Annotated in this window: 12 protein-coding genes; 5 read left to right on the top strand and 7 right to left on the bottom strand. The window is 67.4% G+C overall.

The window, feature by feature from the left end:
• Window positions 1-180 precede the first annotated feature (180 nt).
• Genes ABIC21_RS13990 through ABIC21_RS13975 form a run of 4 tightly spaced genes read right to left on the bottom strand, consistent with a single transcriptional unit; the run spans window position 181 to window position 4,282 of the window.
• Window positions 181-954 carry an ABC transporter ATP-binding protein gene (locus tag ABIC21_RS13990; RefSeq protein WP_307459174.1) on the bottom strand — a complete coding sequence of 258 codons (774 nt, stop codon included), beginning with the start codon at window positions 952-954 and terminating at the stop codon, window positions 181-183.
• Complete coding sequence (locus tag ABIC21_RS13985) at window positions 951-2,024, bottom strand: ABC transporter ATP-binding protein (RefSeq protein ID WP_354350991.1); 1,074 nt, start codon at window positions 2,022-2,024, stop codon at window positions 951-953. The genes ABIC21_RS13990 and ABIC21_RS13985 overlap by 4 nt, the downstream gene beginning before the upstream one ends.
• On the bottom strand, window positions 2,021-2,989 hold the full coding sequence (locus ABIC21_RS13980) for a branched-chain amino acid ABC transporter permease (protein WP_354350990.1): 969 nt from the start codon (window positions 2,987-2,989) through the stop codon (window positions 2,021-2,023). Before ABIC21_RS13980 ends, ABIC21_RS13985 begins: the two co-directional genes overlap by 4 nt.
• Before the next feature lie 9 nt (window positions 2,990-2,998).
• Window positions 2,999-4,282, bottom strand: a complete 1,284-nt coding sequence (locus ABIC21_RS13975) for a branched-chain amino acid ABC transporter permease (protein ID WP_354350989.1) — start codon at window positions 4,280-4,282, stop codon at window positions 2,999-3,001.
• 517 nt (window positions 4,283-4,799) lie between these two features.
• On the opposite strand from ABIC21_RS13975, the gene ABIC21_RS13970 reads away from it, so the two are divergent.
• Window positions 4,800-5,723 (top strand): Bax inhibitor-1/YccA family protein, encoded by a 924-nt coding sequence (locus tag ABIC21_RS13970; protein WP_354350988.1) that lies wholly within the window; start codon window positions 4,800-4,802, stop codon window positions 5,721-5,723.
• Between the two features lie 115 nt (window positions 5,724-5,838).
• On the opposite strand, the gene ABIC21_RS13965 is transcribed toward ABIC21_RS13970, so the two are convergent.
• Both ABIC21_RS13965 and galK read right to left on the bottom strand, forming a co-directional pair.
• Window positions 5,839-7,077, bottom strand: a complete 1,239-nt coding sequence (locus ABIC21_RS13965; protein WP_354350987.1) for an acetyl-CoA C-acetyltransferase — start codon at window positions 7,075-7,077, stop codon at window positions 5,839-5,841.
• A gap of 20 nt (window positions 7,078-7,097) precedes the next feature.
• Window positions 7,098-8,258, bottom strand: a complete 1,161-nt coding sequence (gene galK, locus ABIC21_RS13960; RefSeq protein WP_354350986.1) for a galactokinase — start codon at window positions 8,256-8,258, stop codon at window positions 7,098-7,100.
• Window positions 8,259-8,346: 88 nt separating this feature from the next.
• Here galK and ABIC21_RS13955 point away from each other — a divergent pair, with 88 nt between their 5' ends.
• The 4 genes from ABIC21_RS13955 to ABIC21_RS13940 are packed head-to-tail and all read left to right on the top strand — an operon-like array spanning window position 8,347 to window position 12,523.
• A complete protein-coding gene (locus ABIC21_RS13955; RefSeq protein ID WP_354350985.1) occupies window positions 8,347-9,336 on the top strand; it encodes an aldose 1-epimerase family protein in 990 nt (329 codons plus the stop codon).
• Between the two features lie 44 nt (window positions 9,337-9,380).
• Window positions 9,381-10,655, top strand: a complete 1,275-nt coding sequence (locus tag ABIC21_RS13950; RefSeq protein WP_354350984.1) for an AI-2E family transporter — start codon at window positions 9,381-9,383, stop codon at window positions 10,653-10,655.
• Complete coding sequence (gene ilvA, locus ABIC21_RS13945) at window positions 10,652-11,890, top strand: threonine ammonia-lyase (protein WP_354350983.1); 1,239 nt, start codon at window positions 10,652-10,654, stop codon at window positions 11,888-11,890. The genes ABIC21_RS13950 and ilvA overlap by 4 nt, the downstream gene beginning before the upstream one ends.
• Before the next feature lie 9 nt (window positions 11,891-11,899).
• A complete protein-coding gene (locus tag ABIC21_RS13940; RefSeq protein WP_354350982.1) occupies window positions 11,900-12,523 on the top strand; it encodes a rhomboid family intramembrane serine protease in 624 nt (207 codons plus the stop codon).
• Window positions 12,524-12,643: 120 nt separating this feature from the next.
• Here the strand turns inward: ABIC21_RS13940 and greA are convergent, their stop codons facing one another.
• Entirely contained in the window at window positions 12,644-13,138 is a 495-nt protein-coding gene (gene greA, locus ABIC21_RS13935; RefSeq protein ID WP_354350981.1) for a transcription elongation factor GreA, read from the bottom strand.
• Window positions 13,139-13,148 lie beyond the last annotated feature (10 nt).

Below are 13,148 nucleotides of genomic sequence, written 5' to 3'. Positions count from 1 at the left end.
CCCGAGCGTGCGAGGGGAGGGGTCGCCGGGGAGGAACGAGCGCAGGCGCCGAGCAAGTGGCTGCTGCCGGCGCCCGGAGCCTCCACAGGGGGCTGAGCCCGGAACGAAGTACGCCGGGCGCGCAGAAGGGCCGCCACCGGCTGGTGACGGCCCTGCTGATGGTGCGGTGTTACCGGGAGACTACTCGACGGTGTCGGCGAGAGTGCCTAGGTACAGCTGGATGACCTTGGGATCCTTCATGAGCTCCCGGCCGGTGCCGGTGTACGCGTCCTTGCCCTGGTCCAGGACATAGCCGCGGTCACAAATCTGCAGGCAGCGTCGGGCGTTCTGCTCCACCATGATGACCGAGACGCCGGCGCGGTTGATCTCGTGGACCCGGAGGAAGGTCTCGTCCTGCTTGACAGGGGAGAGGCCCGCCGAAGGCTCGTCGAGCAGCAGCACGGCCGGGTCCATCATGAGGGCCCGTCCCATCGCCACCATCTGGCGTTCACCTCCGGAGAGCGAGCCTGCGCGCTGGGCACGCCGCTTGCCGAGTTCCGGGAACAGGCCCGTGACGAAGTCGAAGCGCTCGGCGAAGTCCTTGGGCCGCTGGAACATGCCCATCTGGAGGTTCTCCTCGATGGTCAGCGCCGCGAACACGTTGTTGTTCTGCGGTACAAAGCCGATGCCTTTGCTGACCAGCTTGTTCGCCTTGAGCCCGGTGATGTCCTGGCCGCGGACCACGACGGAACCCGAGTGGACCTTGACCAGGCCGAACATCGCCTTCAGCAGCGTGGACTTACCGGCGCCGTTGGGGCCGATGATGCCGATCAGTTCGCCCTTGCGGGCCTCGATGCTGCAGCCGTTGAGGATGTTGACGCCGGGGATGTAGCCGGCCACCAGATCGGTGACCTTGACGACCGAATCCTCGTCGTGCACGGGTTTTGCGGCGGGAGCCGCGCTGGTGGCGCTCATTCTGTGTCCTTCTCTGTACGGTTCGGCTCCTCGGCGCTGCGCCGGCCGCGCACCGGACCGTCGCTGTCCGGGCCCGTCGGCTTATCGGTCTCCGAGGCGACGACGTCGAGCGAGATGATGCCGGCGTTTTCGGTGCCGACAATCGATTCCTCGTCGGCGACCAGTTCGGCGGCCAGCTCCTTGATGCCTTCCGAGTCACCGAGGTCCACGTCGTGGTGGGCGCCCAGGTAGGCGTCGATCACGGCAGGGTTCTTCATGACCTCGGCGGGCGGGCCCTCGGCGACGATCTTGCCCTCGGCCATGACCACCACCCAGTCGGCGATGTGCCGGACCATGTGCATGTCGTGTTCGACGAACAAGACGGTCATGCCCTCGGCCTTGAGGTTCTTGATGTGGTCCAGCAGCGACTGCGTCAGGGCCGGGTTGACGCCTGCCATCGGCTCGTCGAGCATGACGAGTTTGGGCCGGACCATGAGCGAGCGGGCCATTTCGAGCAGCTTCCGCTGGCCGCCCGAGAGGGACGCCGCGTAGTCGTCCTTCTTGGCGTCCAGCTTGAACTTCGCCAGCAGGACGTTGGCTTCCTCGGTGATCTTCTTTTCCTGGCCGCCCCAGATGCCCTTAAAGAGGGCCTTGGAGAGCCGCTCGCCGGACTGGTGGGAGGCGCCGAGGCGCATGTTCTCCATTACGGTGAGCTTGCCCATGACCTTGGTCAGCTGGAAAGTGCGGACCATGCCCATCCGGGCCACCTTGTACGAGGACACCCCGGCCAGGCTGTTGCCTTCGAACTGCCACTTGCCCGTGTTGGGTGTGTCAAAGCCCGTAAGCAGGTTGAACAGGGTGGTCTTGCCGGCGCCGTTGGGGCCGATCAGCGCAGTGATCTTGTGCCGCGGGATCTCAAGGTACTCGACGTCGACGGCGTTGATGCCGCCGAAGCTGCGGGTGACGTTTTCCGCCACCACGATCGGATCGCGCTTCTTGCAGCCGGGGGCAGTCTCCCCGGCGGCAATCGGACGCGTGTCCGTCATGTAGTCAATATCTTCCGTGCGGGGTTCTTCGCTCTGCGTGCTCATGCGAACGCCAGCTCCTTCTTATTGCCGAGGACACCCTGGGGCCTGAAGATCATCAGCAGCATCAGCGCGACACCCACCAGGATGTAGCGCAACTGGCCGGCCTGGACAGTGTTCAGCCAGGTGATGGTGCCGGATTCGATGAGGCCGTAGAGGATGCCTTGTGTGAGGGACAGCACGACCCAGAAGATCATGGCGCCGACGACCGGCCCCAGCACCGTGCCCAGACCGCCGAGCAGCAGGCAGGTGTAGAGGAAGAACGTCAGCTCGGTGCCGTAGTTCGCCGGCTGGACCGCGCCGCGGGGGAGTGTGAAGATCATGCCCGCCAGGGCGCCGAGCACACCACCGATGATCAGGGCCTGCATCTTGTAGGCGTACACGTTCTTGCCGAGCGAGCGGACGGCGTTTTCGTCCTCGCGGATGCCCTTGAGGACACGGCCCCAGGGGCTGCGCATCAGCAGCCAGACCAGGGTGCAGAACAAGGCCACCACTGCCCAGGCGACCACGCGGATGAAGAAGTCGCGGTTGTTCATGCCCATGTAGGACCCGGGAGGGAACGGGTTCATCGCGTAGAACGAGCCTTCGAAGGCGGCCAGGCCGTTGGCCGAACCGGTGACCGAGGTCAGCTGGTTGGTGGTCACGATGTAGCGCACGATTTCCGCCGCGGCGATCGTGACGATAGCCAGATAGTCGGCCCGCAGCCGGAGGGTGGGGATACCCAGCAGCAAAGCGAAGATGGCCGAGCAGACCACGGCGATCAGCAGACCGACGAAGAACGGAACACCGAACGTCAGGGTGGAGATGGCGAAGCCGTAGGCCCCCACCGCCATGAAGCCGGCCTGGCCGAAGTTCAGCAGGCCGGCGTAGCCGAAGTGAACCGCGAGGCCGAGGGTGGCCAGGGCGTAGGCAGCCGTCGTGGGGCTGAACAGCTCACCGGCGGCGCTGGAAAATATGAATCCGAAGTCCATGGCTGTCTCCTAACCCACGCGCTCGCGCCGGCCCAAGATACCTTGGGGCCGGATCAGAAGGACAATAATCATGATGAACAGTGCTCCCACGTATTTGAGGTCTGCAGCGAGGCCGAACACGGTGGTCAGCTCCACGAAGATACCGACGATGATGGATCCGATCAGGGCACCCCATACGGTGCCGAGGCCGCCCAGGGTCACGCCGGCGAAGATCAGCAGCAGGATCTGCGAACCCATGTCGAAGGTGACGCCGGGCCGGTAGTACGCCCACAGGATGCCGCCGAGGGAGGCAAGCATGCCGCCGGTGACCCAGACAATCCGGATGACGGAGTCGACGTCGATGCCGGAGGCTGCGGCCAGCGCCGGGTTGTCGGCGACGGCGCGGGTGGCCTTGCCGAGGCGGGTCTTGAGCAGGACGATCCCGAGGATGGCAATGACAACCGCGCTGATCACGAGGGACCAGAGGTTGTTGGGGGATATGGAGATCGGGCCGAGCCGGATTTCCGCGCTCTGGGCGTACGGCAGCTGCTGGGTGGCACCGCCGAAGAAGAACTGGATGACGTAGCGGACGGCCAGGGCGAGACCGATGCTGACAATCATCATCGGCACCAGGCCGGTGCCGCGGCGCCGGAGCGGCTTCCACAGCCCGGCATCCTGGACGTAGCCGAAGAGACCGCCGCCGAGAAGGGCGAGCACGATCGCCAGCCAGAACGGGAGGTTCATGGCGTTGAAGGCGAAGACCAGGACGGCGCCGAGGGTGACCATCTCACCGTGCGCGAAGTTGGTCAGCCCGGTGGTGCCGAAGATCAGCGAGAGGCCCACGGACGCGAGGGCCAGCAGAAGGCCGAAGCTGAGGCCCGCCACAAGGCGGTTGATCAGGTTCTGGCCGAAATCCTGCTGCTGGACGACAATGCCTTCACCGAAGGCGAAGATCACCGAAAGGTTGGAGGTCTGGCTGAAGGTGACCTCACGGGGGTTTTCCTGGCCCTCGGCGAGCTTGATGCCCTCCGGAAGCGTGGATTCATCCAGCTCGACGACGTAGGTCCCCTGGGCGGGCACCCCGATGGTCCATGAGCCGTTGGCGCCCGATTTGGCCGTTCCGGTGAAGTCGTCCTGCTTGGCTGTGATGGTGACGTCAGCGATCGGCGCGCGGTCGTCGCCGCGCAGGAAGCCGCTGATGCTGTTCTGGAACGTGGTTGCCGACGGGGATGGTGTCGGCGAGGGGCTCGTGGCCTGGGATGCTGGCGCGACGATAAGCAGTAGCGCGGCCACGGCGGCAAAAACAGCCCCCACAACTTTCAGCAGTCTGCCGCGCCGTCTCTGCGACAGGCCTCTCGGTGTGCTTCTCAAAATGAAACCTCCACATGGGGGTGGTGTGGGTTGCGCCTTTGCAACCGCTGCGAACAGTCAGGGTGACGGGGTGGTGCCTGGTGCGATGCGGTGGAGCGGTAGGGCTTGTGATATCCGTCACCCTGTTTGGCCCATGTTACAGCCCGCGCGGGGCAATGAATGCCGTCGCGAGCAGGCTTAACGTCGCGATCGGGTAACAACCGTGAAGCCGGGGGAGTGGTGGGGTTTACCTGTCCTAAAGTAAACTTTTGTTGATCCTGAGTATGCCTAAACAGTTGATCTCCCCGGCCGGAAAACGGGGCGCCGGATCGGGGCGCACAGGTCACGGTTGGGTTGCGGCAAGGGCCTGCCGGGAACTAACAGTGCCCGTCGGCTGTTGGAATTGGTAGCGTGTTGTAACCAGGCACTAGAAGTTCACTACCGGATCATCATTCACCCCCTTATTTGGAGGACACCCGCAATGGCACTTGGCGGAAACCCAGTCTTCAACGGAAAGAACTTCCGTGGAGCAACCCAGGCACCGCCTGCCCCGCAGGCTTACGGACAGGGCCCCTACGGCCAGAACGGCTACGGCCAGGGCGGCTACGGCCAGGCCCAGTACGGCCAGACCCAGACCGGCTGGAACCCTGCCCAGCAGGGCATGACCCAGGACCAGCTCCAGGACATGTACAACCGGCCCGCAGCCGGCCCCGCCGACACGGGACGCATGACCTATGACGACGTCATCATGAAGACCGCGGCCTGCCTCGGCGCCGTCGTCGCCGGTGCCGCCGTCACCCTCGTGGTGGCAGAAGGCCTGGCCTACCTGCTGATGATCGTCGGTGCCCTGGGCGGTTTCGTCCTGGCCCTCGTCAACACGTTCAAGAAGCAGCCCTCGCCGGCCCTGATCCTGGCCTACGCGGCCCTTGAGGGTCTCTTCCTCGGCGGCCTTACCCGGATCCTCGACGGGATGTTCCCGGGTGTCGGCCTGCAGGCCGTGATCGGCACGCTCTCCGTGTTCGCCGTGACGCTGGTGCTCTTCAAGAACGGCAAGGTCCGGGCCACCCCGAAGGCCATGCGCTTCTTTATGATCGCCACAATCGGCTACGCCGTCTTCGCACTCATCAACATGGTCATGATGTGGACCGGCGCCGTCGATTCCCCGTTCGGCCTGCGCACGTCAATGGAGATCGCCGGCATCCCGCTCGGCGTCTTCATCGGTGTCCTGGCGATCGGCCTCGCGGCCTTCGCCCTGATCATGGACTTCACCAGCATCGAAGCCGGCGTCCGCAGCGGCGCCCCGCAGCGCTTCTCCTGGACCGCGGCCTTCGGCCTCACGGTGACGCTGGTGTGGCTCTATGTGGAGATCATCCGCCTCCTCGCGATCCTGCGCGGCGACGAGTAACAGCGCCGGCGTCATGCCGGTAACGCAAGACTAAAAAGGGGAGTCCCGCCGGATGGCGGGACTCCCCTTTTTGTGTGACCGCCGGCTTCGACTGCCCGGCAGCGACGGTGGGACCTCAGCTGAGCCGCTCCAGCACCACGGCCATGCCCTGGCCGCCGCCGACGCAGAGCGTCGCCAGCCCCAGCGTCGCATCGCGCTCCCGGAGGCCGTTGAGCAGGGTGGTGGTCATCCGGGCGCCGGTCATCCCGAAGGGATGCCCCAGCGCGATGGCGCCACCGTGGACGTTGAGCTTGTCCTGGTCGATGCCGAGTTCCCTGGCGCTGGCGACGACCTGGACCGCGAAGGCCTCGTTGAGTTCCACAAGGTCGATGTCCGCCATCCCCAGCCCGGCAAGGGCCAGTGCCCGCCGGCTCGCCTCGACCGGACCCATGCCCATGAGCTCGGGGGAGAGGGCGCTGACTCCGGTGGAGACGATCCGCGCCAGCGGCTCCAGCCTGAGTTCGCGTGCCCGCGTACCGCTCATCACGACGACGGCAGCCGCTCCGTCGTTCAGCGGGCAGGCGTTGCCGGCCGTGACGGTGCCCTCGGCGCGGAAAACCGGCTGCAGGGCGCCGACCGACTCGAGGGTGACGCCGGCCCGCGGGGAGTCGTCCCGGTCGATCACGGCGCCGTCCCGGCAGGTGTAGGGCGTGATCTCGCGGGCGTAGAAGCCGGAAGTGATGGCTGCTTCGGCGCGGTTCTGGCTGAGCACTGCCCAGGCGTCCTGGTCGGCACGGCTGATGCCGAAGCTGGTCGCGACGTTTTCCGCGGTCTGCCCCATCGCGATGTAGATGTCGGGCATCCGGCCACCCAGCCGCGGGTCCGTCCATGGATTATTGGACGCGGCCCTGGCGGCGGTGCGCTGCCGGGCGGCGTCAAAAAGCGGGTTGTGCGTGCTGGCGTCCGTCTCTCCCGCACCGGCCCAGTCGCGGTACCGGGACACGGCTTCCACCCCGGCCGAGACAAACGCGTGTCCTTCGCCGGCCTTGATGGCGTGGAAGGCCATCCGGAGCGTCTGCAGGCTGGAGGCGCAGAAACGGTTGATGGTGGCGCCCGGCACGTTGTCCAGCCCGGCCAGGACGGTGACCACCCTGGCCATGTTCGAGCCGGCCTCGCCGCTGGGTTCGGCGCAGCCCAGGTACAGGTCGTCCAGTCCGCGGCCTGCGGTGTCCGCCGCGTCGAAGGACGGAATTTGGCCCAGCGCGGCGGCCACCATGGCGGCCGCGAGGTCGTCAGGCCGTTCGTCCTTCAGCGAGCCTTTGAAGGCGCGTCCGATCGGGCTCCTGGCAGTGGAAACTATGACGGCATCTGGCATGCGCCCAGCCTACGCTCCGGCTATGCCAGGCGCATCGCCCCTGCCGCGGGCCGCACGCTGAAGATCTCCGGCGCTGCGAACCCGGCCCTGGCGAAGGCCTGTTCGACGGCGGCGCGCACCTGCTCCTCGGCCGCCACCGGCGTGAGCGCGATCGCGGAGCCGCCGAAGCCGCCCCCGGTCATCCGGGCACCGACCGCGCCGGCAGCACGGGCGGCCCCGACGGCGAGGTCCAGTTCGGGGCAGGAGATCTCGAAGTCGTCCCGCATGGAGGCATGGGACGCGTCCAGCAGCGGTCCGATCGCCGCCGGCCCGGCGCCGCCGAGAAGCTCGACCACCTGCAGGACCCGGTCGTTCTCGGTGACCACATGCCGCACCCGGCGGAACGTCTCCGGATCCAGCAGGCCGCTGGCCTCCTCCAGGTCGTCGAGCCCGACGTCGCGCAGGGCCTTCACCCCGAGCACCTCGGCCCCCAGCTCGCAGGCGGCCCGCCGGGAGGCGTAGCCGCCGCCGGCATGGGAGTGCGACACCTTGGTGTCGATCACGAGCAGCACCAGTCCGGCGGCTTCGGCGTCGAACGGGACCAGCCGGGAGCTCTGGTCGCGGCAGTCGAGGAACAGGGCGTGCCCGGCCGCCCCGCGCAGGGACGCGGACTGGTCCATGATGCCGGTGGGTGCGCCGACAAAGTCGTTCTCGGCGCGCTGGGTGGCCAGGACCATGTCCCGGTCGTCCAGGCCCGCTGCGGTGAGCTCGTTGAGCGCGGAGATGACGGCGCACTCGATCGCGTGGGACGAGGACAGGCCGGCGCCGCGGGGAACATCGGAGTCCAGCAGCAGCTCCAGGCCGCGCACGGGAAGCCCGCGCTGCTGGAGCGCCCACACGACACCCAGCGGGTACTTGGTCCACCCCTTTGCCGTGCCGCGTTCCAGGAACCCGGCATCCGCCGTCGTCAGTCCCTGGTTGCCGAAGGTGGACAGCAGCCGGATGGCGGAGTCCGGACGCAGCCGGACCGCGGCCCTGGCCGTCCTGTCGATCGCGAACGGCAGCACGAAGCCTTCGTTGTAGTCGGTGTGCTCGCCGATCAGATTGACGCGGCCGGGCGCCTGCCACACGCCGTCGGGCGCCGTGCCGAAGACGGAAGCGAAGCGGGCGGCCAGTTGCCGGGCACCAAGGGGGAGCGTCATGCCGTGCTGCCGGCGGGGGCCGGCCTGGAAATGCGGGTCATGGATCCACGGTATACGCCCTGGCCTGCGGCTAGGTACGGTGGTGACCATGAACCTGCCGCGACACGCCTCCCCGGATTCCCCTGCCAGCGCCAGCCCCAGCGACGGCCCCGGCCCGGACGCTTCCGCCCGGCGCTATGCCACCGGACGGCAGTACGAGCTGCGGCGCGGCGACGCGCTCGCCGTCGTCACCGAACTGGCCGCCGGGCTGCGGCTCTACAGCCGCGGCGGCACGCAGCTGACGGAAAGCTACGGTGACGGGGAGATTTCCCCGGGCGCCGCCGGCATCACGCTGGCCCCGTGGGCGAACCGGGTGAAGGACGGCGTCTGGTACCTGAACGGCAAGAAGCAGCAGCTGGACATCACGGAGGTGTCCCGCAACAACGCCAGCCACGGGCTGCTGCGCAACGCCTCCTATGAACTCGTCGACGAATCCGAGTTCTCGGTCACACTGGAAGCCGCGGTGTTCCCGCAGCACGGCTATCCCTTCCTGCTGCGCCACAGCGTGCGCTACGAACTCGCCGGGGACCTGGGCCTGGTGGTCCGGCAGACGCTGATTAACGACTCCCAGGAGCCAGCACCGTTCGTCCTCGGCGCGCACCCCTACCTCCGGCTGGGGGAGGTGCCCAGCGAGGAGCTCACGGTCACCGTCCACGCCGGCACGAGGCTCGTGACCGACGAGCGCCTCATTCCGCGCAGCACGGAACCGGTGCGCGGCGACTTCGACCTCCGTGCCGGCCGGTCGGTGGGCGCGCTGGACCTGGATTCTGCCTACACGGACCTGGAGTTCGACGCCGGCATCGCCCGGCACACACTGAGCGCCCCGGACGGCCGGAGCGTGAGCCTCTGGCAGGACGAAAACTGCGGCTACGTCCACGTTTTTGTCACCACTGAATTCCCGGGCCGCACCAAGGCGGTGGCGATCGAGCCGATGACCGGTCCGGCCAACGCCTTCAACAGCGGCGACGGCCTCCGCTGGCTGGATCCGGGGGACCGGTTCGCCATGACGTGGGGCATCAGCGCGTCCCTGGGGCGCTGAGGCGGCGGTTTCCTATCCGGGCGGCGCTGGTGAATCATGGGGCTATGACGCCAGTTGACGATGCCGCCCCGCGAGACCACACCGCCGCAGCACGCCCCGCTGCCGGCGCCTCCGCCGGAGTTCCCGGCAGAGTCTCCGCCGGAGGTTCCGCACAAGTGCGGACTGTCACGGACCGGGAAATCGATCAGGACATCCCGTACGGTGTGCGGATCGCCGCGTCCTGGTCCTGGCGTGTCGGACTCATTATTCTCGTGGGGGGCGCGCTCGTGTGGCTGCTCAGCAGAGTCAGCTTCCTGCTGATTCCCGTGATGGTCGCGGCGCTGCTGGCCGGGCTGCTGTCACCGGCGAAGAACTGGCTCAGGAGACGCCGCGTCCCGAACGGGCTCGCCGTCGCCATCACCGTCCTGGGCTTCATCGGCGTGATTGGCGGCGCCCTGGCCCTCGTGGGCCGGCAGTTGGTGTCCGGCTTCGCCGAGTTGTGGAGCGAAGCGCTGACCGGCATCCAGAAAATCCAGGTCTGGCTCGCCGACGGGCCCCTGCACCTCACCGCATCCCAGATCGACCAGTACCTGAAAGAGGGCACCGCAGCGCTGCAGAACAACAGCAGCAGCATTCTCAGCGGTGCACTTTCCTTCGGCAGCACCGCGGGGCACTTCGCCGCCGGCATGATCCTGGCACTGTTCATCCTCATCTTCTTCCTGCTGGAAGGAGAGCGCATCTGGGCCTTCCTCGTGCGGCTGTTGCCCCGGAAGGCGCGCGCCGCGACGGACGGAGCCGGCCGGGTGGGCTGGTCCTCTATGGTCAGCTACGCCCGGGTCCAGATGTTCGTCGCCTTCGTGGACGCCGTTGGCATCGGGGTGGGCGCCGCGATTATCGGCGTGCCCCTGGCGCTTCCGCTGGGCGTGCTGGTGTTCCTGGGCTCGTTCATCCCGATTGTCGGCGCCCTGGTGACCGGCGCCGTCGCGGTGCTCCTGGCCCTCGTCGCCAACGGCTGGGTGAATGCCCTAATCATGCTGGGGATCGTCCTGCTGGTCCAGCAACTCGAGAGCCACATCCTCCAGCCGCTGATCATGGGCAAGGCCGTCTCACTGCACCCGGTCGCCGTCATCCTGGCCGTCGCCGCCGGTTCCTACCTCGCCGGAATCCCGGGAGCGCTGTTCTCCGTGCCCATCCTGGCCGTAGCAAACTCGTCGATTCGCTACATTGCCGGCAGAACGTGGGAACATGAAAGTGCGCTGGCGGCCGCGGGCCCGGACCTCCTGGCCCCTGTGCCACCCCATGAGCCGGAGACGGATCCGAAGAAGGAGACTAGTTCGTGAACACCCTTGAGAGCCTGCCCGTCACGCTGGACAATGTCCTGGAGGCGCAGAAGCTGCTCGACGGGATTATTACGCGGACGCCGGTTGAATCGTCCCGTGCCCTGGGCAGCATGATCGGCGGCGAGGTCTTCCTCAAATGCGAGAACCTGCAGCGGGCCGGTTCCTTCAAGGTCCGCGGCGCCTATGTCCGGATGGCCAAGCTTTCCCCCGCGGAAAAGAAGCGCGGCGTCGTGGCGGCCTCGGCCGGCAACCACGCCCAGGGTGTGGCCGTCGCCGCCAAGAGCCTGGGCATCAAGGCCCGGATCTACATGCCGCTGGGCGTCGCCCTGCCCAAACTCGCCGCCACCCGCAGCCACGGCGCCGAAGTGGTCCTGCACGGGCACAACGTTGACGAGGCCCTCGCCGAGGCCAAGCGCTACGCCGACGAGTCCGGAGCAGTCTTTGTCCACCCCTTCGACGACGTCGACGTCGTCGCCGGCCAGGGCACCGTGGGACTGGAAATCCTGGAACAGGTCCCCGACGTCGACACCATCCTGATGGGCGTCGGCGGCGGCGGACTGCTAGCCGGCGTCGCCGTGGCCGTGAAGGCCCGGGCGAAGGAACTGGGCCGGGAGATCCGCATCATCGGTGTCCAGGCCGAAAACGCGGCCGCCTACCCGCCCTCGCTCGCAGCGGATGCCCTCGTGCCGCTCAAACGCGTCTCCACCATGGCCGACGGCATCGCCGTGGGCCGGCCCGGCCAGCTGCCCTTCAGCATCATCCGGGAACTCGTCGACGACGTCGTCACCGTCAGCGAGGACGCCCTGGCCCGGGCACTCATCTTCCTGCTCGAGCGCGCCAAGATGGTCGTCGAGCCCGCCGGCGCGGTCGGCGTCGCGGCCCTGATGGAAGGCAAGATCGAAAACCCCGGCACCGTCGCGGTGGTGCTCTCCGGCGGCAACATCGACCCGATGCTGATGCTCAAGGTCATCCAGCGCGGCCTCTCCGCCGCGGGCCGGTACATGACCGTGCGGATGATGCTGGACGACCGTCCCGGCTCGCTGGCCACGATCGCGCGGATCATCGCCGAGAACGACGCCAACGTGACGGGCCTGGACCACACCCGGGTGGGCGGCTCGATCAGCATGGGCGATGTGTCCATCACCGTGAACCTGGAGACCAAGGGCCACGAGCACTGCGAGCAGGTCCTCGCGGCACTCCGGGCCGAGGGCTTCCAGCCGATTGTGGTGCACTAGGGGACCGTGATGCTTGATTCCACCCGGAATGGCAGCCAGCGTGCCGGCGACACCACGGCGGCACGCGCCCGCAAGGGACTGCTGGTGGTGGGGTTGTTCGTCCTGGTGCTGTACGTCATCGAGGTCATCAACACCCTCATGCTGCGTTCGCTCAACGGCACGTTCGGCCTGCGCCCGCGCAGCCTCGACGGGATCCTGGACATCCTGACGTTCCCGCTGCTGCACGCCAACCTGGCGCACCTGTTCTCCAACACGCTTCCGCTGATCATCTTCGGCTTCCTGGTGCTGCTGTCCGGTCGCCGGGTGTTCTTCACCACCCTGGCCCTGAGCTGGCTCGTCTCGGGCGTGGTGGTGTGGCTGATCGGCGGCTTCAACGTCACGGTGGGGGCATCCGGCCTGGTCTTCGGCCTCTTCGCGGTCCTCCTGGTGCGCGGCTTCTTCAACCGCAACTGGTGGCAGATCCTGCTCTCTGTGGTGCTGTTCCTGACCTACGGCGGGATCCTGTTCGGCATCCTGCCCACGGTGGCGGGCTATGTGTCCTGGCAGGCGCACCTCGGCGGGGCCATCGGCGGAGTGCTCGCAGCCCTGCTGCTGAGCGCGCCGCGGGCCGGAGCGCTGCGCAGCAGGCAATAGCCCCAAACGACGCCGGCAGGCAGGGCACGCAGGCACAACGCCCGCCCGCACAACGCACGACGCCGGCCCTCCCGTTTGGGGAGGGCCGGCGTCGTGCGTTGCGTTAAGGTGGGCCGGGTGTCAGCCGGCGTACGGCTTGGCGGACATGATCTCCACCGGGATGTCCTTGCCGTTCGGGGCGGTGTAGCTGAGCTTGTCGCCCTCCTTGTGGCCGACGATGGCAGCACCCAGCGGTGACTTCTCGCTGAAGACGTCCAGATCCGAGTCGCCGGCAATTTCCCGGGAGCCGAGCAGGAAGGTTTCCTCATCGCCGGCGATCTTGGCGACGACGATCATGCCCGGTTCGACAATTCCGTCGTCGGCCGGGGACTCGCCCACATGGGCGTCCCGGAGCAACGCGGTCAGCTGGCGGATGCGGGCCTCGATCTTGCCCTGCTCCTCTTTGGCCGCGTGGTAGCCGCCGTTCTCCTTGAGGTCGCCTTCCTGGCGCGCCGCCTCGATCTTCTGGACGATTTCCGCCCGGCCGGGGCCGGAGAGGTGGTCCAGCTCTGCCTTCAGGCGGTCAAAAGCTTCCTGGGTGAGCCAAGCTGCAGTTGCGCTGTTGGTGGTAGACACGGACTTCTCC

The organism is Pseudarthrobacter sp. PvP090 (assembly GCF_040547365.1).
Taxonomy (GTDB): Bacteria; Actinomycetota; Actinomycetes; order Actinomycetales; family Micrococcaceae; genus Arthrobacter.
Note: the sequence above shows the minus strand (reverse complement) of the source record. Positions and strands in the feature narration are given on the sequence as shown.